The organism is Streptococcus henryi DSM 19005 (assembly GCF_000376985.1).
GTDB lineage: Bacteria > Bacillota > Bacilli > Lactobacillales > Streptococcaceae > Streptococcus > Streptococcus henryi.
Map to the genome: position 1 here is coordinate 242008 of NZ_AQYA01000037.1, position 24840 is coordinate 266847.

General features: G+C 40.0%; 13 protein-coding genes. All 13 read left to right on the forward strand.

Features of this window, described 5'->3' with window-relative positions; genetic code table 11:
• The first annotated feature begins 38 nt into the window (after positions 1-38).
• The 13 genes from dapB (at position 39) to F601_RS0111285 (ending at position 24769) form a co-directional block, all read left to right on the forward strand.
• The gene (gene dapB / locus F601_RS0111225) at positions 39-806 is read left to right on the forward strand and encodes a 4-hydroxy-tetrahydrodipicolinate reductase (RefSeq protein ID WP_018165777.1); all 768 of its coding nucleotides are present in this window, start codon (positions 39-41) and stop codon (positions 804-806) included.
• On the forward strand, positions 803-2011 hold the full coding sequence (locus F601_RS0111230) for a CCA tRNA nucleotidyltransferase (protein ID WP_018165778.1): 1209 nt from the start codon (positions 803-805) through the stop codon (positions 2009-2011). The genes dapB and F601_RS0111230 overlap by 4 nt, the downstream gene beginning before the upstream one ends.
• The gene (locus F601_RS0111235) at positions 2004-3872 is read left to right on the forward strand and encodes an ABC-F family ATP-binding cassette domain-containing protein (protein WP_018165779.1); all 1869 of its coding nucleotides are present in this window, start codon (positions 2004-2006) and stop codon (positions 3870-3872) included. The genes F601_RS0111230 and F601_RS0111235 overlap by 8 nt, the downstream gene beginning before the upstream one ends.
• The gene (locus tag F601_RS0111240; RefSeq protein WP_018165780.1) at positions 3872-4345 is read left to right on the forward strand and encodes a GNAT family N-acetyltransferase; all 474 of its coding nucleotides are present in this window, start codon (positions 3872-3874) and stop codon (positions 4343-4345) included. The genes F601_RS0111235 and F601_RS0111240 overlap by 1 nt, the downstream gene beginning before the upstream one ends.
• Positions 4346-4754: 409 nt before the next feature.
• The gene (locus F601_RS0111245) at positions 4755-6494 is read left to right on the forward strand and encodes an ABC transporter ATP-binding protein (protein ID WP_026183206.1); all 1740 of its coding nucleotides are present in this window, start codon (positions 4755-4757) and stop codon (positions 6492-6494) included.
• Positions 6495-6503: 9 nt separating this feature from the next.
• Entirely contained in the window at positions 6504-8279 is a 1776-nt protein-coding gene (locus F601_RS0111250) for an ABC transporter ATP-binding protein (RefSeq protein WP_018165782.1), read from the forward strand.
• 496 nt (positions 8280-8775) lie between these two features.
• The gene (locus F601_RS0111255; RefSeq protein WP_018165783.1) at positions 8776-9696 is read left to right on the forward strand and encodes an AEC family transporter; all 921 of its coding nucleotides are present in this window, start codon (positions 8776-8778) and stop codon (positions 9694-9696) included.
• Positions 9697-9908: 212 nt separating this feature from the next.
• Complete coding sequence (gdhA, locus tag F601_RS0111260) at positions 9909-11261, forward strand: NADP-specific glutamate dehydrogenase (RefSeq protein ID WP_018165784.1); 1353 nt, start codon at positions 9909-9911, stop codon at positions 11259-11261.
• 97 nt (positions 11262-11358) lie between these two features.
• The gene (locus tag F601_RS0111265; protein WP_018165785.1) at positions 11359-11769 is read left to right on the forward strand and encodes a peptide deformylase; all 411 of its coding nucleotides are present in this window, start codon (positions 11359-11361) and stop codon (positions 11767-11769) included.
• A 401-nt stretch (positions 11770-12170) separates the two neighbouring features.
• Positions 12171-13898: an ABC transporter ATP-binding protein gene (locus F601_RS0111270; protein ID WP_018165786.1), complete on the forward strand. Its 1728-nt coding sequence runs from the start codon at positions 12171-12173 to the stop codon at positions 13896-13898.
• 1 nt (position 13899) lies between these two features.
• The gene (locus F601_RS0111275) at positions 13900-15642 is read left to right on the forward strand and encodes an ABC transporter ATP-binding protein (protein ID WP_018165787.1); all 1743 of its coding nucleotides are present in this window, start codon (positions 13900-13902) and stop codon (positions 15640-15642) included.
• A gap of 476 nt (positions 15643-16118) precedes the next feature.
• The gene (locus F601_RS12730) at positions 16119-22904 is read left to right on the forward strand and encodes a pullulanase (protein WP_018165788.1); all 6786 of its coding nucleotides are present in this window, start codon (positions 16119-16121) and stop codon (positions 22902-22904) included.
• A gap of 485 nt (positions 22905-23389) precedes the next feature.
• Positions 23390-24769: an NAD-dependent succinate-semialdehyde dehydrogenase gene (locus F601_RS0111285; protein ID WP_018165789.1), complete on the forward strand. Its 1380-nt coding sequence runs from the start codon at positions 23390-23392 to the stop codon at positions 24767-24769.
• Positions 24770-24840 lie beyond the last annotated feature (71 nt).

Consider the following 24840-nt stretch of genomic DNA (forward strand, 5'->3'; position numbering starts at 1 on the left):
CATAAGACGAGAATTGTAAGTTTGAGAGAGGTAGTATCATGAGTATTAAAGTGATTGTTGCAGGATTTAAAGGTAAAATGGGATCAACAGCTGTAAACATGATTCAAGGGGATAGTGACCTTGAATTGGCAGCCTTGCTTGACCCATTTGCTACAGAAGCAGAAGTTGACGGTGTGCCAGTCTTTACAGATAAGGCAGCTCTGTCAGGGTTTGATGCAGATGTCTGGGTAGATTTCACAATGCCAGCTGTTGCTTATGAGAATACTCGTTTTGCCTTGGAAAATGGCTTTGCACCGGTAGTTGGAACTACAGGATTTAGTGAAAGTCAAATCGCTGAACTCATTGATCTCTCTGCTCAGAAAAAATTAGGTGGACTTATTGCTCCTAACTTTGCCATCGGTGCAATCTTGCTAATGGAATTTGCGGCTAAAGCTTCGAAATATTTCCCTGATCTTGAAATTATTGAGTTGCATCATGACAAGAAGAAAGATGCTCCATCGGGTACAGCTGTTAAGACTGCCGAGCTCATTCGTGAAGTTCGTCAGGCTAAAAAGCAAGGTGCTGAAGACGAAGTTGAGACACTTGCGGGTGCACGCGGTGCTGAATTTGATGGTTTCCGTATCCACAGCGTTCGCCTTCCTGGTTTAGTAGCTCACCAAGAGGTTATCTTCGGTGCTCAAGGTGAAGGACTAACCCTTCGCCATGATTCTTATGATAGAGTTTCCTTTATGAGCGGGGTTAACCTTGGCATTAAGGAAGTTGTTAAACGTGATCAACTCGTTTATGGTTTGGAAAAATTATTATGAAATTAAACAATTTGCCTTCTGAATTTCAGAAGGCTTTACCAATCTTAAAGAAAATTCGTCAAGCAGGATATGAAGCCTATTTTGTTGGTGGAAGTGTTCGTGATGCTATATTGAATCGACCTATCCACGATGTCGATATTGCAACAAGTTCTTATCCAGAGGAAACAAAACAAATTTTTAACCGCACGGTAGATATTGGTATCGAACATGGGACAGTCCTTGTTTTGGAAACAGGCGGTGAATATGAAATCACCACATTTAGAACTGAGGATGTTTATGTGGATTACAGACGCCCTCAATCTGTTTCTTTTGTGCGCTCTTTGGATGAGGATCTCAAACGTCGTGATTTTACGGTAAATGCTTTCGCCCTTGACGAGACTGGTACTGTAATCGATAAATTTAATGGTCTGGATGATCTTAACAAGCACCTGTTGCGTGCTGTTGGTGTTCCTTCTGAACGATTTAATGAGGATGCATTGCGAATCATGAGAGGTTTCCGTTTTGCGGCAACTTTGGATTTTACTATAGAAACTGAAACATTTGAGGCTATGAAGAGCCATGCTCCCTTACTTGAAAAGATTTCAGTTGAACGTTCGTTCATTGAATTTGATAAATTATTGCTGGCGCCATTCTGGAAAAAAGGATTGTCAGTTCTTATTGATAGCGGTGCCTATGATTATTTGCCAGATTTAGCTGATTCTTATGGGAAATTGCAGAGCCTTCGAGATTGTTTTTCTAAGGATTTTTGCTTTGCTAGTTCTGAGCAAGCTTGGGCAGCTCTGCTATTGGCCTTAGATGTCAAAGACCCCAAAGAATTTCTAAAAAAATGGAAAACATCAAGTCAATTCCAGAAAGATGTCTCAGCAATCGTCGCTTTCTATCGTTACCGACTAAAGCATGAAGCTGACAAACCTCTCATCTACAAATTCGGTAAGGAATGTGCTTATTTAGTTGAAGGCTTACGCCAGGCACAAGGATTGTCAGTGAATTTTGAGAGGATAGAGCAGCTTGACCAAGAATTGACCATCCATGATAAACATGAAATAGTTGTAAATGGTGGCCTGCTGATTAAGGAGCTTGGGATGAAACCAGGTCCTAAGATGGGAAAACTTCTTAAAGGTGTAGAAGAGGCCATTGTCCTTGGTGATTTGGCTAATAATAAAGCTGATATCTTTAATTATATAAAGGAGATGATGAATGTCTGATTTTATCGTAGAAAAACTAACAAAATCAGTAGGAGATAAGACGGTATTTCGTGATATTTCTTTTATTATTCACGATCTTGACCGAATTGGGATTATCGGGGTTAACGGAACAGGTAAAACAACCTTGTTAGATGTAATTTCTGGTGATCTTGGCTTCGATGGTGATGTCTCTCCTTTTTCAACAAAAAGTGATTACAAAATCGCCTATTTAACCCAAGAGCCAAATTTTGAAGAAGATAAAACTGTTTTGGAAACTGTTTTGTCTTCTGATTTGCGAGAAATGGCTTTGATCAAGGAGTATGAAGCCTTGATGGTTGATTATTCTGAGGAAAATCAAAGTCGACTTGAAAAGGTTATGGCGGAGATGGATAGTCTTGATGCCTGGACCATTGAAAGTGAAGTTAAGACAGTTCTTTCAAAACTAGGGATTTCTGATTTGACACAAAAAGTTGGTGCTCTTTCAGGTGGTCTTCGTCGCCGTGTCCAATTGGCTCAAGTTTTACTTGGGGATGCAGATTTGCTTCTACTAGACGAGCCAACCAACCATCTTGATATTGATACCATTGCTTGGCTGACAAATTTCCTAAAAACATCAAAGAAAACTGTCCTTTTTATTACCCACGACCGTTATTTCTTGGACAATGTTGCGACCCGCATCTTTGAATTGGATAATGCTGCCTTAACAGAATATCAAGGAAATTACCAAGACTATGTTCGTCTTCGTGCCGAGCAAGACGAGCGGGACGCAGCTTCGCTTCATAAGAAGAAACAACTCTACAAGCAAGAATTAGCTTGGATGCGCACACAGCCTCAGGCTCGCGCTACCAAACAACAAGCTCGAATCAATCGCTTTAATGATTTAAAAGCAAATCTCTCTGGAAGCACAAGTTCAACAGATTTAGAAATGAACTTTGAAACCAGTCGTATCGGAAAAAAAGTTGTTAACTTTGAAAATGTTGACTTTTCTTTCCCGGGAAAACCAATCTTGTCCGACTTTAATTTGCTGATTCAAAATAAGGACCGTATCGGTATTGTTGGAGATAATGGTGTTGGGAAATCAACTCTTCTCAACTTGATTACTGGAGAGCTCCAGCCAAGTTCAGGAAAGATTGATATTGGTGAAACTGTCCGCATTGGCTATTTCTCACAACAAATAAAGGATATGGATGAGAGTAAGCGTGTCATTAATTACTTGCAAGAAGTAGCTGATGAGGTTAAAACAGCAGTTGGAACAACCAGTGTCACAGAGCTCTTGGAACAATTCCTCTTCCCACGTTCAACGCATGGAACTCAGATTGCTAAATTATCTGGTGGAGAGAAAAAGCGTCTCTATCTATTGAAGATTCTTATTGAAAAACCAAACGTTCTTCTTCTAGATGAGCCGACCAATGATTTGGACATTGCAACCTTGACTGTTCTCGAGAATTTCCTCCAAGGCTTTGCTGGTCCTGTTATCACAGTTAGCCATGACCGATATTTCCTTGATAAGGTGGCCAATAAGATTCTTGCTTTTGAGAATGGCGGGATTCGAGAATTCTTCGGAAACTACACCGATTATTTAGATGAAGTAGCTTTTGAAAAAGAAAGCTCTGCCATTGCCCTCAAAAAAGAAACGCCTAAGGTTGAAAAAGAAAAGACAGAACGTAAGCGAATGTCTTACTTTGAAAAGCAGGAGTGGGCCAAGATTGAGGACGAGATTGCCGAACTTGAAGGAAAAATTGAGGACATCGAAGCAGCTATGCAGGAAAATGCCAGCAATTATGGTCAGCTTGCAAGTCTTCAGCGTGACCTGGATGCAGCAAATGAAGAGTTACTGGAAAAATATGAGCGTTACGAGTACTTATCGGAGTTAGAAAGTTAATGATTTTACGTCAAATCCAATTTTCTGATGTTAGCAAAGTGTCCGAATTGATTCGTAATTCTTTAGAAGAATTTGGTTTAGATAAGCCTGGCACAGCCTATTTTGATCCTCAGCTAGACGACCTCTGGTCCTATTACAACAAGCTCCCGCGCTCAGCCTACTATGTCATTGAAGAAGCAGAAGAGATTCTTGGAGTTGGAGGCTTTGGACCGATTTCTGAGTCCATAGCAGAGCTTCAAAAACTCTATGTCTCTAGTGACCAAAGAGGCAGAGGGCTTTCAAGTTCACTCCTCAAGAAAATCTTCACAGCTGCCAGTGAGGAGGGGTACGCTCAACTCTACTTGGAAACAGCAAAAGAACTTGCTTCAGCAGTAGCAGTTTATGAACATTTTGGTTTTGAAAAACTGCCCCAAGCACTGCCCAATGAGGCAGGACATTCAGCCATGGATATCTGGATGATAAAAGAGCTCTAGGCTTAATAGAGAACTCACTGACATAATCATGAATCAGAAGCACAAGCTGTGCTTCTTTTGGTGTCTATAGCAGGACTAATACTCTTCGAAAATCAAAATGATAAGACGTTAAGTCTTCTTGCCTACCATCAGGTATATCTGCATCGACTTGCCTTCTCAAATATATAAAACTTTATACAACTTTTTTGAGTTAACACAAAAGTGAACGCAGCGAACCCACCTGATACTTTTCGCCGTGGCAAAAAGACTATCATCCAAGGAAGTGATGATAGTCTCGGAAATTTTGAGACCTAAGGCTCAAAATTTAGCAATGAAACTCCGAAGGAGGTTGCTTGCGTCCGTGCCACTTAAGAAAAGCATCAAAAAAAAAGAAATTATTGTAAAAATTATTGAAAAAGAAAGGAAAACTATGAAGTACATCTGGTCTTATTTAAAAAAGTCCCCCAAATGGCTAGCCCTAGACATCCTAGGAGCTTTCCTCTTCGTAGTGGTCAACTTGGGCATGCCAACAGCCCTGGCACGTATGATTGACCAAGGGGTGACGCAAAACAACAGCTCGGCCCTATATTTTTGGGCAGGCATTATGTTTGTTATCATCCTATTAGGAATATTAGGGAGGGTTACCTTGGCCTATGCGGCCGGTCGTTTGACCACAACTATGATTCGTGACATGCGTAATGACATGTATGACAAGCTTCAAGAGTATTCTCACCATGAATACGAAAAAATTGGTGTTTCTTCTCTGGTAACCCGAATGACCAGCGATGCTTTTGTTTTGATGCAATTTGCAGAGCAGTCTTTGCGTATGGGTTTGGTGACGCCAATGATGATGGTTTCCAGTGTTGTCATGATTCTTTTGACCAGTCCATCCCTAGCTTGGATTGTTGCGGTAGCAGTACCATTTCTAATCTGGGTTGTTGCCTATGTGGCCATTAAAACAAAGCCTCTCTCAGAAAAGCAACAAAAGACTCTGGATAAAATCAATCAATACGTTCGTGAAAATCTAACAGGACTTCGTGTTATCCGTGCCTTTGCACGTGAAGATTTCCAAGAAGAACGTTTTGATAGTAAGAATGATGACTATGCAGAAACATCTAGTCGTCTCTTTAAATTAACAGGTATAACAGAGCCACTCTTTGTTCAAATTATCATTGCCATGATTGTTCTCATTGTTTGGTTCGCACTAAAACCTCTCTCAAATGGTGATATTCGAATTGGTGACTTGGTTGCCTTTATCGAGTACAGTTTCCACGCCCTCTTTTCATTCCTCATGTTTGCCAACCTCTTTACCATGTATCCTCGAATGGCAGTTTCAGCCAGCCGTATTCAAGAGGTTATGGACATGCCAATTTCTATCAATCCCAATGAAGATGGTGTGACGGAGACTAAGACCCGTGGTTATTTGACCTTTGACCATGTGACCTTTGCCTATCCAGGTGAAACAGAGAGCCCGGTTCTTCACGATATTTCCTTTGAGGCTAAACCAGGTGAAACCATTGCCTTTATTGGCTCAACTGGTTCAGGGAAATCCTCTCTAGTCAATCTGATTCCACGTTTTTACGATGTGACGTTAGGCAAGATTTTAGTGGATGGCGTGGATGTCAGAGATTTCAATCTTAAGTCTCTGCGTCAGAAAGTCGGCTTTATTCCGCAAAAAGCTTTGCTATTTACCGGAACAATCGGAGAAAACCTTAAGTACGGTAAGCAGGATGCGACGCTTGCTGAATTGGATGAGGCGGCGGAAGTGGCTCAGGCTAAGGAATTTATCGAAAGCCGAGATGAAAAATTTGATACCCACCTGGCTGAAGGGGGAAGCAACCTTTCGGGCGGTCAGAAGCAACGTTTGTCAATTGCCCGTGCTGTGGTTAAGAAGCCAGATATTTATATCTTTGACGACTCGTTCTCTGCCTTGGATTATAAGACAGATGCGCAGTTGCGTGCCCGTCTTAAGGAAGTGACTGGGGATAGCACGGTGCTTATCGTGGCTCAACGTGTTGGTACTATTATGAATGCGGATCAAATTATCGTTCTTGATGAAGGTGAAATTGTTGGCCGTGGAACTCACGAGGAGCTGATGCAAACGAATGCTATTTACCGTGAAATCGCCAATTCACAGCTCAATAATCGTAGTCTGACAGAAGAAGAATAGGAGGATAGGATGAGAAAAGATAAAAATGTTTTCATGCGCTTGTGGCATTACCTGAAAAACTACAAAGGCTCCCTCTTTTTAGCCATTTTCCTAAAGGTTTTGGCCAGCGTCATGAATGTCCTTGAACCCTTTATTCTGGGACTTGCTATCACCGAATTGACAGCTAACCTTCTGGACATAGCCAGGGGTGTCGACGGTGCTAAAATCAATGTACCTTACATTATCATGATTTTGGTGCTCTACTATGCACGCGGGCTTGGCTATCAGATTGGCTCTTATGGTTCTAATTATTTTATGACAAATGCTGTGCAGCGGTCTATCCGAGATCTCCGCCACGATTTGAGTGAAAAAATTAATAAGATCCCAGTTTCCTACTTTGATAAACACCAATTTGGAGATATGTTGGGACGCTTTACCAGCGATGTGGAGACTGTTTCCAACGCTCTTCAGCAGAGCTTCTTACAAATCGTCAATGCCTTTCTGACCATTATCTTGGCTATGGCAATGGTTCTCTACCTCAATGTCACCCTGGCTTTGATTGTCATTGCCTGTGTGCCTCTGACTTACTTCTCAGCACAATACATTTTGAAAAAATCCCAGCCCTACTTTAAAGAACAAGCTGACACGCTTGGTCAGATGAATGGATTTGTTCAAGAAAATTTGACAGGCTTTAATGTCCTTAAACTTTATGGTCGAGAAGAAGCATCAGCTGAGGAATTCCGTCAAATTACTGAGAAACTTCGTCGTGTTGGTTTCCGTGCCAGCTTTACATCAGGGATTATGATGCCAGTACTTCATGCCATCTCAGATTCAGCCTATCTTATTGTTGCTCTTGTCGGAGGTCTCCAAGTCCTTGCAGGAAAACTGACAGTTGGTAATATGCAGGCCTTTGTTCAATACGTATGGCAAATTAGTCAGCCTATTCAAACCTTGACCCAACTAGCAGGTATTCTACAAAGTGCCAAGTCTTCTCTAGACCGTATTTTCCAAGTTTTAGATGAAGTCGATGAAGCTAATCAGGTTACTGAAAGTCTTGACCATGATCTTACAGGACGTGTTAGTTTCCAAGATGTGGATTTTCAGTATGTAGAAGACAAGCCACTTATTCGTAATTTCAACTTGGAAGTTCAGCCAGGTGAAATGGTGGCCATTGTTGGTCCAACAGGAGCAGGTAAGACAACCCTTATCAACTTGCTCATGCGTTTCTATGATGTCACATCTGGCTCTATCATGGTGGATGGTCATGATATTCGTCATCTGTCTCGACAAGAATACCGCAAACAGTTTGGGATGGTTTTACAAGATGCTTGGCTTTATGAAGGAAGTATCAAGGAAAACCTGCGCTTTGGAAATCTAGATGCTAGTGATGATCAAATCGTAGAAGCGGCCAAGGCAGCCAATGTTGACCACTTTATCCGTACCCTCCCTGGAGGATATAATATGGAAATGAACCAGGAATCAAGTAACGTATCCCTTGGTCAGAAACAACTTTTGACCATCGCACGCGCCTTGTTAGCAAATCCTAAGATTTTGATTTTGGATGAAGCAACATCCTCAGTTGATACGCGCTTAGAATTACTGATTCAAAAAGCTATGAAAAAACTCATGGAAGGCAGAACCAGCTTTGTCATCGCTCACCGATTATCAACCATCCAAGAAGCAGACAAAATCTTAGTTCTCAAAGATGGTCAAATCATTGAACAAGGTAACCATGAAAGTCTCCTAGCAGACAAAGGCTTCTATTACGATCTTTACATGAGCCAATTCGCTAAAAATGCTGAATAAATAGAAGAACTCTAAGTTTTTTGAGCTTAGAGTTTTTCTAATATAGTCGAATGAAGTGCTTATGGACAAGGAAAGCAAGACGCAGGTAGCTCCAACAGTCAGGGGAGTGACTGTTGGAGGTGGGAAATAGAGACTGACGTCAGTCAGTTCACAAAACAGTCAGGGGAGGTGGAAAGAGCTGGGGAGAGCTCTTTTCAGCAGTTTGACTAAAAACTAAGACTCAAACTGTTGGAGGTGGGAAATAGAAACTGACGTCAGTCAGTTCACAAAACAGTCAGGGGAGGTGGAAAGAGCTGGGGAGAGCTCTTTCCAGCAGTTTGACTAAAAACCAAGATTCAAACTGTTGGAGGTGGGGAATTAAGGAAACGTCTTTCTATCAACCGAGGGTACGGCAAGACGAAAGTGACGATGTGTCAAAGATAATTCATAAAAACAATTTTGATTTTTACAGACTAAGAGTGCTATAATAGTAAAATCAAGAATTGAGGAGATTATAATGGCCATTGCAGGTTTAGTTTTTCAAAAACTAGTAGTCCTTTTTCTAATTATGGGAGTGGGTATTTTCTTAACCCATAAAGAAATATTTACAAAAGATGTTACCTTTAGATTATCAAAGCTTCTGACAACCTATGTTGCACCAAGTCTCTTTGTCTCGTCTTTTATCAGTCAAGACTTTTCGCTTCAACGTCTATATCTTTTGCTTATCATGATTGGTTTTGCCTTCTTTCTTTTGATAACAAGGATTGTTTTAGTTAAGTTTTTATTAGCTGACGACCGAAACATGGATCAGTATGCCACGCTTTTTGCAAATGTTGGTTTTATGGGGACACCTTTGGCAGAAGCAGTAGGTGGAGCAAATGCAGTATTTTTCATTTCTGGTTTCGTTGTGGCAAACCAAATTATGCAATGGACTTATGGGATATTTCTAATTTCAAATGGAAAAACAAAGATAAACTTTCGTTCGGTATTAACTAATCCAGCCATGATTGCGACTGTTATTGGCCTTCTATTTTTTGTTGCCCCTTTTGATTTACCAGTTGAGCTTACGGATACCGTTGCAACAATAGCGAAACTAAACACTCCATTATCAACCCTAGTCCTAGGATCCTACTTTTATAAGGCGAATTTTAAAGAAATCTTTCTATATAAACCCGCCTACTATAGTGCCTTTTTGCGACTCTTCGTTACCTCGGCTATCAGTATTTTCATGATCTGGCTTCTACCTGTAGATGCTTACGATATGAAACTTGCGCTTACCATTGCATCATCTTCACCAACTGCTATGAACGCTGCCCTCCTTAGCCAAGTTTATGGTGGCGATTATGAATATGGCTCGCGCTTAGTCCTGCTCACAACGGTTCTATCCTTGGTTTCCATACCTCTCATGATGAGCTTAGCAGCTACGCTCTATCTCTGATAAAGTCAGACACAAGCTCTGCTATGACTAATCAGAAGCTTCTAAAAAGTTGTTGGTTTTTCTACTCCAACAGCTTTTTATGTTAGATTTTCTCACATAAAAAAATATTTTTTTGAAAAAAATGTAAAAAAACACTTGACAAGAATATTCTGAAAATTTATAATACTCTCTGTAATAAAAAATTACAAGATAAAAATGTCGGAGGACTTATTATGACATCAGGTAAACAGTATGTTGACAGTGTTTTTGAAAAAGTAAAAGCACAAAACGGGCACGAAGCAGAATTCCTTCAAGCGGTAGAAGAAGTCTTCGACTCTCTTGTTCCAGTTTTTGATAAATATCCAAAATATATTGAAGAAAATCTTTTAGAGCGTTTGGTTGAACCAGAACGTATCGTCTCTTTCCGTGTTCCATGGGTTGATGACAAAGGTCAAGTACAAGTAAACCGCGGTTTCCGTGTACAATTCTCATCAGCAATTGGTCCTTATAAAGGTGGTCTTCGTTTCCACCCATCAGTTAACCAATCTATTATTAAATTCCTTGGTTTTGAACAAATCTTTAAAAACTCATTGACTGGTCTTCCAATCGGTGGTGGTAAAGGTGGTTCAAACTTTGATCCTAAAGGTAAATCAGATAACGAAATCATGCGTTTCTGTCAAAGTTTCATGACTGAACTTAGCAAACACATCGGTGCAGATACTGACGTTCCAGCTGGTGATATCGGTGTTGGTGGACGCGAAATTGGTTACCTATATGGTCAATACAAACGTCTTCGCAATGAGTACACTGGTGTCCTTACTGGTAAAGGTTTGACTTACGGCGGATCACTTACTCGTACAGAAGCAACTGGTTATGGTGTGGTTTATTTTGCAGAGCAAATGCTTAAATCAAAAGGTGAAGATTTCAATGGTAAAACTGCCATTGTATCTGGATCTGGTAACGTAGCTATTTATGCTATTCAAAAATTGCATAGCCTAGGTGCAAAAGTTGTTGCCTGCTCAGATTCTTCAGGTTACATCTATGATGAAGAAGGTATCAATGTTGATACGTTGAAACAACTTAAAGAAGTTGAACGTGCTCGTATTGTACAATACCTTGAGCATCATCCAAATGCTCACTTTACACCAGCTGGACCAGATAGCTCAATCTGGACTGTTAAAGCTGATTTGGCCTTCCCATGTGCTACTCAAAACGAATTGAATGATGCAGATGCTCGTGCACTTGTAGGCAATGGAGTTATTGCAGTTGCAGAAGGAGCTAACATGCCTTCAACACTTGAAGCTATTGAAGTATTCCACGCTTCAGGCGTACTCTTTGGCCCTGCCAAGGCAGCTAACGCTGGTGGTGTAGCTGTTTCAGCACTTGAGATGTCACAAAATAGCCAACGTTTGGCATGGTCATTTGAAGAAGTAGATGATAAACTTTATGATATCATGAAAGGTATCTACGAAAATGCAGCTGCAGCAGCAAAAGAATTTGATGCAGAAGGTAACCTTGTTGTAGGTGCCAATATTGCCGGATTCCTTAAAGTTGCAGAAGCAATGTCAGCACAAGGTATTGTGTAAAGACAGTCCAAATTAGTCTCTCAATAAAATACATTAGGAAGTCCCACTGGGGCTTCTTTTTGGTATAATGGATTGAGAAAAAAATGGAGTAAATAATATGATAAAACCAATAGTTAAAGATACTTTCTTCTTAGCACAGAAGTCAGAACAAGCAACCAAAGAAGATTTATATTTAGCAGAGGATTTAGAGGATACACTCGAGGCTAATAAGGACAATTGTGTCGGCATGGCTGCCAATATGATTGGTGTTAAGAAACGTGCTATTATTGTCAATATGGGAGTGGCAAATTTGGTCATGTTCAACCCAGTCATGACTGCTAAATCTCTCCCTTTTGAGACTGAAGAATCTTGCCTTTCCTTACTAGGTTCTCGCAAAACAATTCGTTATCAATTAATTGAGGTTGAATTTTTTGATAAGCATTGGAAAAAGCAAAAACTAAACCTAACTGGTTTTTCAGCCCAGATTTGTCAACATGAATTAGACCATTTAGAAGGTATTATTATATAGCTTATTTAGAAAAGTTCTAAAAAAGCCTTTACATCTTTTTAAATTTTTGTTACTATTATGCATAGATTAAGAGAAAGGAGCAAATAATAATGAACAACAAAGTATTTTCAACAGTTGTCTTTTTTGAAAAACTCCTTTCTAACCGATTGAATTAGATTGTTTTTTGATGAGCAAAAAACAAAATAAATGAGCCCGCGGTAGGAAGGTAGTCTTATTGCGGGCTTTTTGCGTTCTCAAAATCAACTTTGTTTTCAGGAAATTTTTGATTTTTCGGCAAGTATCGGATTTTGTGGAACTATCAGACTATTGTCGATTTAACAATTTTCATGTGCGAGGTGAAAATGTAAAAATAATTAGTTTGGATTAACCTGTAGAAAGAAAAGATAAGAAAGAGGAAAATTTTGTTTAAATTATTTTTTGAATATGTTAGAAAGAATAAGTGGGTTTACCTCTTGGTGGCTTTAACACTCTTAATTTATGATGCCACACTAGTTATTCCTACCCGAGTTGTCCAAGGTCTTGTGGATGCCATTTCTAATCAAACGTTGACAGAGATGGGGTTGATATCAACTATTTCTCTTCTAATTTTAGCGACACTTGTTAACTATGGAACTGCATTTACTTGGCATTTGAAACTTTTTCAGCAGTCTATTCATTTTAAGTTTGATATGCAGCAACGAGCTTTTCACAAACTTGTTTCCATGCGGACACCATTTTACGAAAAATTCCGTTCAGGGGATATGATGACGCGTTTCTCAACAGACGTCGAGATGTTGCAGGATATGGTTGGCTACGGTCTCATGATACTTCTTTATGCTGGTGGCATGGTTGCCTTTATCATCCCGGTTATGTTCATGATTTCTTGGCAGATTTCACTTTTAGGTATGATTCCTATTGTTATCATGACTTATGGAACTTACAAGATTTCTCAACCTATGGAAGATAAGATTGATCAGGCGCGTGATGCCATTTCAGAACTTAGTAATGAGGTTTTGGAAACAGTTGAAGGTATCAGGGTTATCCGAGCTTACAGTAGTAAGGCCAGTCAATCTAGTCGTTTTGCAAAGAAAACCAAAGCTTTGGCAAATCGTTGGAATGATATTGCTTCTTATCGCGCCCTTTACATACCTATGTACAGTATCATGTTGGGGCTGAGCACACTTCTGATTTTGGCATCAGGAGCCTACTTTATTAAGTCAGGGCAAATAAGCCTTGGTCAAGTGGTTGCTTTGCAACTCTATATTGTTTCTCTGGTCGAGCCTTTTGCCATGTTATCTGACTTTATCCTGGTTTATCAAACTGGCAAGACCTCATTTGGCAAACTTCAGGAATTGATTGAGACAGGTGATGATATGGAAGAGGATGGAGAGATTGACTTGCAGGATCTTGATAGCATCAAGATGACAGACTATAGTTTTACCTACCCTCAGGCCCTCAAACCTAACCTTAAGAAGATTAACCTTGACCTAAGAGCTGGCCAAACTCTGGGGATTGTTGGGAAAACTGGGTCTGGCAAAACAACTCTTGTCCGCCAATTTCTCCGTCAGTATCCCGTAGGAAGTGGTTTGTTTGAGGTCAATGGCAGAGCTATTACAGATTACTCACGTCAGTCAGTAGAGGTTTTGATTGGCTATGTTCCCCAAGAGCACATTCTCTTCTCGCGCTCAGTTGGTCAAAATATTGCGATGGGTAAGCGTGATGCTGCTGAAAATGATATTAAGCAAGCTATTGATACGGCGGCCTTTGCGGATGACTTAGAACGCATGACTGATGGAATAGATACCACAATTGGTGAACGTGGGGTTTCCATTTCTGGAGGACAGAAGCAGCGTATTTCTATCGCGCGAGCCTTTATCAGACAACCACAACTTTTGATTTTGGATGATTCGCTATCTGCAGTTGATGCTAGGACAGAGCGCAGCATTATCCAAAATATCCAAAAAGAAAGAGCCGGAAAAACCAATATCATCATTAGTCATCGTTTGTCTGCAGTCAACCATGCTGATTGGGTCTTGGTGCTGGATGAGGGGTGTATTATTGAAGAAGGGACACCGAATCAGTTACTAGCTCAAGAGGGCTGGTATTATGAACAATATCAACGCCAGCAGGCTCAAGGAGGTGAGGACTAAAATGGCTCTTATTATATCACTTATTAAAGAGTTGAAACATGTTAAGGGATTATTTGCCACAGGACTCTTTCTTCTCTTACTGGCAACAGCCGGTGCTCAGCTGGCACCTTTATTACTTCAGAATATTATTGATAATGACTTGACGCAAGTTTCTAAGGGCTTGGTCCTCAATCAAGCTGACTTCTTGACTAAACTAGCCATTTACATTGGCCTCTTGGCTCTGGCTGGACTTTTTCGTTATGGGTCATTTCGAATCCTCATTGCTTGCGCTAATAATGTCGTTACGCATTTGCGTAATCGTGCCTACGACGTGATGCAGAGATTGCCTATTTCTTATTTTGATGATAAGCCAGCGGGCAAGATTGCGACCAGAATTGTCAATGATACAGAGACCTTGCGTAATCAATTTTACAACACCCTTTTGTCGCAGATTTTTATCACTATGGTTCAAGTTATCTTTATCTATGCTGTTTTGATGACACTAGATTTGACGGTAGGTCTTGTTCTCTTGCTATTGATGCCTATCTTTTATGGTTTACAAGTCCTTTATAAAAAAGCGACAGATAAACCCATGAAAGACTTTTATGAGGCTAGAAGTGACGTTAACACACAAGTCAATGAAACCATGAATGGTGCTAGTATTATTCAGCTCTATCAGCAAGAGGAAGCTGTTTTGAATCAGTTTGACCAAGTTGCAGGCAAGATGCGAGCTGCAGATGACCGTATTGTTTTGATTGATTCAGCGGCCTCATGGACCTTAACAGAATTACTCAAGTACACGGTTATTGCTGGAATTTTGACCTTCATTGGCTACCAGTTTCTGGGTGGTAATTTAGGTGTAACTGCTGGTCGTCTTTTTATCTATATTAACTATGTGACCACACTGTTTGATTTGCTTGGTATGTTGGTTAGACAATTGCCTAACATCCAACGCTCCCTTGCGACAGGCCGTCGTGTCATGGAATTATTAGATGAAGAACAAGAGGCGGATGAAGAAGCTGATTTGCAGGTGACTGCTGGTCAAGTTGATTTTGAAGATGTCAGCTTTGCCTATGATGGTCAAAACAAGGTTTTGAAAAATATCTCTATTCATGCAAATCAAGGTGAAACAGTTGCTCTTGTTGGTCATACCGGTTCAGGAAAGTCTTCAATTATGAATCTTCTTTATCGTTTTTACGATCCACAGGAGGGAAGCATTTCAATAGACGGACAGGACATTAAGCGTTATTCACGTGAAAGCGTCCGCGGTAAAATGGGAATTGTCTTACAAGATCCTTACCTCTTTACTGGGACTATTGCTTCAAATGTTAGCATGGATAAGGAAGATTACTCTGACGAGGAAATCATTCAAGCACTTAGAAAAGTTGGCGCAGGGGATATGTTAGCTAGACTTGAAAAGGGCATTTATGAACCGGTTGTTGAAAAAGGTTCAGCCTTCTCCAGTGGTGAGCGTCAGCTTATTGCCTTTGCCAGAACCTTAATTGCCAATCCAAAGATTTTGATTTTGGACGAGGCAACATCGCATATTGACACAGAGACTGAGGAGATTATCCAGAGAGCAATGGAAGTAGTCAAACAAGGACGAACAACCTTTATCATTGCCCACCGCCTATCAACTATTCAAAATGCGGACCAAATTCTAGTTTTGGATGCTGGTCAGATTATTGAAAGAGGCAATCACAGTCAACTGATGGCTCTAAATGGTCGTTATGCAGAAATGCAGCGTATCCAAGAAAAAGTATAAGCTATTGAAACACTTAGATTAGTCTAGGTGTTTTTTAATTAAAACATTGAAATAATGTCGATTCTTTTTAAGCAAATTGTGATGGCAAAAAATGACAGCGTTGTCATAAAATAATTGTTATTTTAAAATGTTTATGATATGATAGTCTTTAGATAGATAGTATGATTTGAAATAAATTTAGGGATTCTCTTTCTAAGCAAGGTAGACCTTGCGGACGTGTAACAGCATGCCACTGTTATACGTTTTTTTGTTTTCGCAAGAATAAATAGAAGTTTGGTAAAGAGCTGTTAAAAAGAAAAACTATTGGCATATCTGAAAGTCAATAAGCAAACGCTTGCTCAAATTTGAATATATTTTTAAGCCTTTTGACAACTGTAACTATAATGTCATAAAAATATTTTGCGAAAACGCTTGCGTAAATTATCTGTATTAGGTATACTATAAGCGTAAAATATAGGAATCATACGGAGGATTGTATGAAAAAAAGAGGAACTTTGGGTGATGCTCAAAAGAAACAATATTTTGGCATCAGAAAATTGAAAGTCGGTGTAGCATCCGTTGCTATTGCGACTGCCTTGCTTTTTCTTGTACCAGGAAATGTAACCGTTTACGCTGATGATGCGGATGCAGCAGCTGATATTGTTCAGGTAGAATCATTACAACCGCTGGACTCTAGTTCAGATGTTGGTCAACAAGATTTGACGGCTGATGCTTCAGATAATCAGGTGATTGACACTCAAGAAGATTTGCTTGTCCAAACACCAGCACAGTCAGAAGTAGTCAGTGTAGCTGAAAATACCGATGTAAAACCCGCAGATAGCAATTCTGTTCAAGATCAGGTAGCTGATGCGACTACTATTCCAGAAAATGAGTTACAGGTTGAGTCTGTTAATTTAGCTAGTCAAACCGAAGCAAGCCAATCAAAATCAAATCAGACCATTGCTGAAGATACCATTCGTGTTCATTTTGAAGATATTATTTCAGATGAAGTTGACCAGTATGGTCTCTGGACTTGGGGTGAGGTTGCTGAACCTTCAGACGGAAACCAATGGCCAAGCGCAGCAGCTCCATTTAGTGCAGAAAACAAAGATGATTACGGTCACTTTATTGACGTCAAACAGGCAGAGAGTCATGGGGATATTGGCTATCTCTTGCTAAAAGATGGTGAGAAAGTTGCTGAAGGCGACCAAAAAATCCAGCCTTTAACAAGTGAGATGAATGAAGTTTGGGTTACAAAGGATTTTGCAACCTACGCTTATCAACCACTCGCTGATGACTCTATTATTCGTATTAATTATAAACGAGATGACGACCAATATGATGGTTGGGGTGTTTGGCTCTGGGGAGATGTTGCACAGAGTAGCTCTACATGGCCAACTGATGCACTGAATTTTTCAAATGTCGGAGCTTATGGACGTTATGTAGATGTTCCACTTTCAAACTTACTAGATTCTAAAATTGGATTTTTGCTGGTCAATCAACTCGATCCAGAAGCACCTGGCAATAAAACGCTTGATATGAATTTTTCAAATCGAGTTACGCATAGTCAAATTTTCCTTCGCAATGATGACGATACGGTATATACAAATCCTTATTATATCGCGACAGTAGAAGGGCAAGATTTTTCCAAAGCTGAACCAGGAACACATAATGTATCTGTCAGTGCAAGCTCTTATCGAGATTTCAACTATAATGAACTAGGTTTGATTGATGTCGAACTTTCAAATCCTAATAATGTCGAAATCACTCGGATGGAAGTAGATACTAGCGCTATTGGTGGCGGTGTTATTCAAATTTCAACAGAATTAAATCGTGTTACTATCACAGCTTCTTCAACTGTGGTAGCAGGAGATTACACTCTTCCAGTACGAGTCTATGATGTAGATAATGGCTATTATGATGGTAGCGTCTCTGTTCACATTACTGAAAGAAATAAAACAGAAAACGAAAAAGACTGGGACGAACAAGTCATTTACTTCATGTTGACTGACCGGTTCTATAATGGTGATACAAGTAATGATAATCCTTATAATCAGGATTATGCTGGTGCAGTTAATCAAGAAGGTGTCTATAAAGGTGGTGACTTCAAGGGTGTAACTGAAAAATTAGATTACTTGAAAGATCTCGGTGTTACAAGTATTTGGGTAACCCCAATTGTTGAAAATGTTCCTCAAAATGTCAGCACAGATTCAGGAAAAGAATATTATGCCTACCATGGCTATTGGGCTGAGGATTTTGAAAAACTTAATCCACATTTAGGAACACTAGAAGATTTCCATAGGCTTATTGATGAGGCCGCATCACGTGGTATCAATATTATCGTGGATGTGGTGCTCAATCATGCTGGTTATGGTGCTGAAGATAAGTTCCAAGGATTAGTTCGAACAGCAGAAGAAGACAAAGCAGGTGATGACGAAAAAGGTTCTCTGTCAAATCTTCCAGACTTTAAGACTGAAGAAGAGGCTGTCAGAGAAAAATTAGTAGCATGGCAATCAGACTGGCTCCGAAAATCAACGACAGCAGCTGGCAACAGTATTTATGCTTTCCGTGTAGACACCGTCAAACACGTCGATGATGTGACATGGCAACATTTTAAAAATGAGCTTGCGCTTAAAGACTCAGATTTCCACCTTGTTGGGGAAAGTTGGGGAGCTAGCTATAAGGACACTAAAGGTGATTTAGGGACTGGAACAATGGACAGTTTGTTGGACTTTGGCTTCAAAGAAACTGCTAAGTTACTGGTAAATGGTCGTCTGAAACAAGCCAGCGAAGAAATGGGAGCTCGTAACGATGCTCTGTCTAGCAACTATACGCTCGCTCAATTTTTGGGCAGTCACGATGAAGATGGATTCCTTTATAGCATCGGTGGAGATGTCAATAAGCTAAAACTAGCGGCAACAGCCTTGATTACTTCTAAAGGACAACCTGTTATCTATTATGGTGAAGAAATTGGTCAAACTGGTCAAAATAATTGGCCATACTATGATAATCGCTACGAATTTGATTGGGATAAAACAGCTGATAACGATCTTCTTACTCATTATAAGAAATTATTAGCCTTCCGTAATGACAATAGTGAACTGCTTTCACGTGGAGATTATGAAACTCTTGCAGTTAGTGATAGTCAGCAGTGGTTGATTGCTAAGCGTGATAATGGTCAAGATGCTGCCTATATCGTTTACAATTTGAAAAATGCCCAACAAGAACTACGTTTAGAAGTCAGCGACGGGGAAAGCAGCCTAACTGATTTCTATAGCGGTGAGGTTTATCTACCTAGTCTAGCTGAGGACGGCAAGTGGTATGTTGATTTAGCAACACCATCAAGTTCAAATGGTGGAACCATGCTTTTGAAGGTGAGTTCAGGACTTATCAGCTCTGCTATTTCCCTACAAGCCCAAGAAGAAAAAATCCAAGAAGGCAGCATCCGTATTCACTTCAAGGCATTGCCAGAAGGGGAAGTGTCTAGCTTGGGCCTATGGCTATGGGATGATGTGGAAACACCTTCTGATAAAGTTGCCGGCTGGCCTAGCGGTGCCACAAGTTTCTCAGAAGCTCGACAAGATGACTATGGTTATTACTTGGATGTGCGCTTGTCTCAAGATCAACGCAGTAAATTGAGTTTCTTGATTAATAATACTAAAGGTGATAATTTGACAGGTGATCGATCAGTTGAATTAATCAGTCAAGATATGAACGAAGTCTGGATTGATGAAAATTTTGCCAGCCATTATTATCAGCCACTGGCATCAGGTACTCTTCGTATTAATTATTATCGCAGTGATGGACAGTATGAAAATCTGTCTCTCTGGTTGTGGGGCAGTGCTGATGCTTTTATCACCTCTCAATTAGGAAATTGGCCAGATGGTGTTGATTTTGAAAATATTGGAAAATACGGAGTTTACATGGATATTCCATTGTCAGATTTGAATGAACTAGGTTTCTTGCTCTTAGATGAATCCAAAGAAGGAGATGCAGCAAAAATTCAAGCAGAAAATTATATCTTTAAGGATTTGCAGAATCAAACTCAAATTTTCTTGAAAGATGATGACAAGACTATTTATACTAATCCATATTTCACAAAAACTGTTCGTATGACGGGTGCTCAACAGATTGCTGCTGATAAATTGCTAATATTCATGACTAATATAGATGACTTGGATACGGCTTCTCTATCAGAAGAGATGCAAGTGACTGACGCAGGTGGAAATCAAGTTGTACTTTCTGACTTGGCAGTAGATACTAGTCGTGGTCAACTGATTTTGACAGGTGATTTTGGACAAGCCCAGGCACCTTACACCATTTCTTTCCTTGGAGATCAATTTACAGCTAAGACAAATTGGCAATATACGGATTCACTCTATGACTATTCTGGAGAATTAGGAGCGCGTGTTGGTAAAGAAGGACAAGTAGTTGATTTTACTGTCTGGTCACCAAGTGCAGATGCAGTTGCCCTTGTTTTATATGATAAAGATAATCAGGACAAAGTTCTTGGTGAAGTTGCCATGACAAAAGGTGATAAGGGGCAATGGTCAACGACTCTAACTGCGGATAGTTCATTTGCTTTAGATGATTATCGTGATTACTATTATCATTATAAGATTACACGCGGAAATCAAGATGTTTTTGTACTAGATCCTTACGCTAAATCTTTAGCGGCTTGGAACAGTGAACTAGCTGACAGTAATCCATCATACAAGGTGGCTAAAGCAGCTATTGTGGATAGCTCTGCTATTGGCATCCAAGACTTAGACTTTGCAACTATTGAAGGTTATCAAGCGCGTGAAGATGCCATCATTTATGAAGCTCATGTTCGTGATTTTACTTCAGATGTGGCTATTGCGGATGAATTGGTTAATCAATTTGGTACATTTGCTGCCTTTGTTGAAAAATTGGATTATCTTCAAGATCTTGGGGTGACACATATTCAACTCTTGCCTGTCATGAGTTATTACTATGTCAATGAACTTGCTAATGGACAACGTTTGACAGACTATGATTCAAGTGACACTAACTATAACTGGGGCTACGATCCACAAAGTTACTTTGCTTTGACTGGCATGTATTCAACAGATCCAAGTGATCCTGCTAAACGCATTGAAGAGTTCAAAAACTTGGTAAATGAAATTCACAAACGTGGTATGGGTGTTATTCTAGACGTTGTTTACAATCATACAGCTAAAGTTGATTTGTTTGAAGATTTGGAACCAAATTATTATCACTTTATGGATGCTTCTGGAACTGCTAAAACTAGCTTTGGTGGTGGTCGCCTAGGGACAACTCACTATATGACGCGTCGCTTGTTAGTAGATTCAATTACCTATCTAGTGGATACTTTTAAAGTGGATGGCTTCCGTTTTGATATGATGGGTGACCATGATGCAGCAGCTATTCAGGCAGCTTATGATGCGGCTAAAGCCTTGAATCCAAATATTATTATGCTTGGTGAAGGTTGGGTGACTTATGCAAGTGATGATAATATGCCTGAACAAGCGGCAGACCAAACATGGATGTCTCAAACTGATAGTGTCGCTTCTTTCTCAGATGATATTCGAAACAATCTTAAATCAGGTTATCCAAATGAAGGTCAACCAGCCTTCATCACAGGCGGAGCAAAAGATCTTGCAACAATCTTCTCTAATATCAAAGCACAACCAACAAACTTTGAAGCAGATGATCCAGGCGATGTTATCCAATACATTGCTGCGCATGATAACTTGACTCTCTTTGATATCATCGCTCAATCAATCAAAAAAGATCCAAGTGTGGCAGAAAATTATGAAGAAATTCATCGCCGTCTTCGCCTTGGAAATACAATTGTTTTGACCTCTCAAGGAACCATCTTCCTTCATTCAGGTCAAGAATATGGTCGCACGAAACAGTTTAAAGATGAGGCTTACAAGGCTCCAGTTTCGGATGATCAAGTACCAAATAAATCTCACTTGCTTGTAAATGAAGATGGAACACCATTTGAATATCCATATTTCATCCATGATTCTTATGATTCAACAGATGCAATCAACCATTTTGACTGGGCCAAAGCAACCGATAGTGACGCTTATCCAGTATCAACGCAAAGCCAGGCTTACACAAAAGGTTTGATAGCCTTACGTCGCTCAACAGATGCATTTAGTCTTAAAACAAAAGAAGAAGTTGATCAAAAAGTGCAACTTTTGACCATTCCTGGTCAACATGGTATTGGTCAAACAGATTTAGTCATTGCTTATCAAACTCAAGCAAGTAATGGGGATGTTTATGCAGTCTTTATTAATGCAGATAGTGTTGAACGTGAATTTTATCTAGATGATGCTTATCGAGCTTTGCTTAATGCTGATGTCTTGGTGGATGGAAGCTCTGCTGGTATTGTTCCCATTGAAAATCCTATTGGGGTTACATTTAGTCAAGATGGTTTGAAACTCGCTCCTTTAACAGCGATTGTCCTTCGTTTGTCTACAGCCAATCAAGAACCTGATAAGGAAAATCAAATAAGTCCAGAGCGCATCCTTTATCATGAAGCTAGTCAAGTGACTGTAATCCTTGCTGCTGGTGAATCTGATGCAATTGTCGGTTTGCAAGTCAGTCACATGGAAACTAATGACAGTCAAACGCCTGATGTCTTAAAAGGCCACGATTTTGATCTCTTTGATATCACACTTGTGGATAAGGACGGTCAAAAACTTGATATTTCTAAACCTGCGCGTGTTATCATGCCAGTAGATGATGGTAAGACCGTTGCTAAAGTCTTCTATCTTCCAGATAACGGGCCAGCTCAAGACTTAGATTTTGAAGAGTTAACTAAATCAGTCGATGGTCAAGAAAGAAGATTTGTAGCCTTCACTGCAGAACACTTCAGTAATTACGGTTTGGTTTATCAAGTTGATGAACAAATCTCAACTGATGAAGACCCAGATGATCAGACACAATCTGAAAATGAAGAACCAACATCAGACCCAACACCACAAGAAGACCCGCAAGATACTCCAGACACCACTACAGGCAATGCAGGTAGTGAAGACACACAATCAGGAAATGAAGAGCCAACATCAGACCCGGAACCACAAGCAGGTGCTAGAGGAGACAGAGTATCGTCATCACTTACCAGTGTAACTGCTCCAAAAGCAACTTTAAATGAAAAAGTAGTAAGTAAAACGAATCAAGCTCTACCTCAAACAGGAGAGAAATCAAGCTTGGCTCTAGCAGCACTAGGAGTAACAATGGTTCTAGGAACAACGGCTCTCGCCGGAAAAAGAAAGGAGGATGACTAATTTAAACTAGCTATGAAGCATAAAGAAACAGGAGTAGGCAAGGCTTATTCCTGTTTTTTAAAGTATTGATTATTTCAATTTCCTTTGAGTCCTGGATATAATGGGATATGGACTTTAATATATTTTGTATATTTTTTCACAAGTTGTAAGAATTTTCAAAAAACAAGACAAAAATCTTGCAAGCGATTACAAAAGTGTTATAATAATCTTGTATCGTCAAAAATATAAGAGTGTTCAGTTCTAAATCACTCTTGTTGCTAATACTCAATGAAAATCAAAATTAGAGTTGACAAGCCGACGCAGACATACCTGATGGTAGGCAAGAAGGCTTAACGACCTATCATTTTGATTTTCGAAGAGTATAACTAATTGAATAGGGCTTGGGAAGATGCAAGAGATAGTTTTGCTAGGACATAACATCCGTGGGCAAAACTCCTATTTTTACATGTCCCCTATCGACCTTTCTATCTTACTTGGAGGTTTTTATGGCATATAAAACAATTTACCCTTACACTAATGAAGTTTTAAAAGAGTTTGACAATCATTCTGATGCAGACTTGGATAATGCCTTGGCTACTGCGCATGCCCTTTACAAAAAATGGCGTGCTGAAGGTGGCTTGGAGGAACGCAAAGCTATTTTGCATAAAGTTGCTGAAATCCTCCGTCGTGACGTTGACAAGTATGCTGAAGTCATGACTAAGGATATGGGGAAACTTTTCACAGAAGCAAAAGGAGAAGTTGAACTTTGTGCTGACATTGCTGATTATTTCGCTGATAAAGCAGAAGACTTCTTGAAACCTTATACATTTGATTCACCAAACGGTGATGCTTACTATATTAAACAAGCTGTCGGGGTTATCTTCATGGTTGAACCTTGGAATTTCCCATTCTACCAAATCATGCGCGTTTTCGCTCCTAACTTCATGATTGGGAACCCAACTGTTTTGAAGCACGCTTCTATTTGTCCGGCATCTGCACAGGCTTTTGATGATTTGGTCAATGAAGCTGGCGCTCCGAAAGGGTCATTTAAGAATCTTTTCCTAAGCTATGGACAAGTAAGTCAAGCAATTGCTGACCCTCGTGTTCAAGGTGTTGCTCTTACTGGTTCTGAACGTGGTGGTGCTTCAATCGCAGCTGAAGCTGGTGCAAACTTGAAAAAATCCGCTCTGGAATTAGGTGGTAACGACGCCTTCATCATCTTGGAAGATGCTGATTTTGATCTCTTGAATGAAACCATCTTCTTTGCGCGACTTTACAATGCAGGTCAAGTATGTACCTCTTCTAAACGCTTTATCGTTGTTGGCGAAGAAAACTACAATAAATTCCTAGATATGGTGGTTGATAAATTCAAGACAGCTAAATGGGGTGACCCAATGGATCCAGAAACAACACTCGCCCCTCTGTCATCTGCAGCTGCTAAGGAAGAAGTTCTTGGACAAATCCAATTGGCGCTTGATAATGGTGCTCATCTGGTTTATGGTAATGAACCAATTGACCATCCAGGTAACTTTGTCATGCCAACTGTTATTACGGACATCACCAAAGAAAACCCAATCTACAACACAGAAATCTTTGGTCCTGTTGCTTCAATCTACAAAGTTGATTCAGAAGAAGAAGCAATTGCACTTGCCAACGATTCTAGCTATGGTCTTGGCGGAACAGTCTTCTCATCAGACCCAGACCGCGTAAACCGTGTAGCTGCTCAAATTGAAACTGGTATGACTTTCGTAAACAATGGCTGGGCTTCTCATCCAGAAATTCCATTCGGTGGTATTAAAAACTCAGGTTACGGACGTGAACTGAGCCACCTTGGATTTGACGCATTTGTCAATGAACATTTGGTTTTCCGAGCAAATGGACGCTAACCCTTACCCCCTCTCTAAGCTGTGCTAGAAAACTAGCGCAGCTTTTTCAACAATAATACTATCCTTTCAAG